Raw genomic sequence first — 1,125 nt, 5'->3', positions numbered from 1 at the left:
CGCCCCGGCGGAGGCCGCGGCGGCCGCGCCCGCGGCGAGCCCACCGCCGACGGGCAGGAGCACGCCGAGGGCGCCCAGCCCGACCAGTCCCAGCACGAGCGGCGCGATGACCGCACGCATGCCGTGGTTGACGTCGCCCAGCTCGAGCAGCAGCCCGCGACAGGTCCCGCAGTCCTCGAGGTGTGCCTGCACCTGGGTGGTCTCACGCGTGCCGAGCCCGCCCCGGACGTAGGCGCCCAGCTTCCCCGCAACCGCACGGCACCCCTCGTCGAGCGGGTCCTGGAGGTGCTGCTGCAGGTACGCCTGACGCAGTCCCTCGCGCGCGCGGTACGCGAGCGCGGCGACCCCGTTGGCGGTCAGTCCGAGGATGGGGGCGATCTCCGCGGGAGACAGGCCCTCGACCTCCGTGTGCCACAGCACGGCCTGCCAGCGCTCGGGCAGCGTGTGGAACGCCCGCGCGACGACGCCACGCTCGAAGCCGGCCAGCGCGGGCTCCTCGGCGGTGCCGGCCCACGCGGTGCCCGACTCGAGGACGGCGAGGTCATCGGTCGGCTGCATGCGACGGGCCTTCTCGCGGCGGACCGCAGCCACGCGACGCACCACGGTGAACAGGTACGCGCGGAACGCGGACTCGGGGCCGCTGCCGCGCTGGAGGGCGCCGAAGACGGCCGTGAAGGAGTCGGCGACGACGTCGTCGGCGTCTGCCGGGGAGTCCGTGTACTGCCGCGCGACCACCCAGGCAGCGCCCGCGTGCCGCTCATAGAGCGCGCCGATGGCAGCCGTGTCACCCGCGCGCGCGGAGAGGATCAGCTCCGCGTCCGCCGTGATACCGCCGTCCAGCTGCGTGCGTGGTGACACGAACAGCTCCCATCAGCTTTCAACGTCCGACCGCACAGACTGCCATATCCCTCGTTTCTACATAAGCGGAGAGAATCCCGGCGGGTGAAAACTCGCGGACCGGCGTCACACCCGACAGGTGTCGGCCTCTCATCCGGCGTGACGATGATGAACTCGGGGTCGAACAACGCTGCCCTGCCGGACGTCTCGGGAGCTGTCCCGACGGACGCCCTGCCCACGGCGGTCAGAGAACGCTGGCGCGACGAGAGCGTCCGGTCCGTGTGGCTG

At 72.7% G+C, this 1,125-nt stretch carries 1 protein-coding gene; it reads right to left on the bottom strand.

Going from position 1 to position 1,125, the window contains the following annotated elements; genetic code table 11:
* A partial coding sequence (locus AC1DUQ_RS21890; RefSeq protein ID WP_477074656.1) for a sigma-70 family RNA polymerase sigma factor occupies positions 1 to 858 on the bottom strand: 858 nt, incomplete at its 3' end.
* Between the last annotated feature and the right edge of the window lie 267 nt (positions 859 to 1,125).

The organism is Cellulomonas sp. P4_B5_2, from assembly GCF_056402235.1.
Note: the sequence above shows the minus strand (reverse complement) of the source record. Positions and strands in the feature narration are given on the sequence as shown.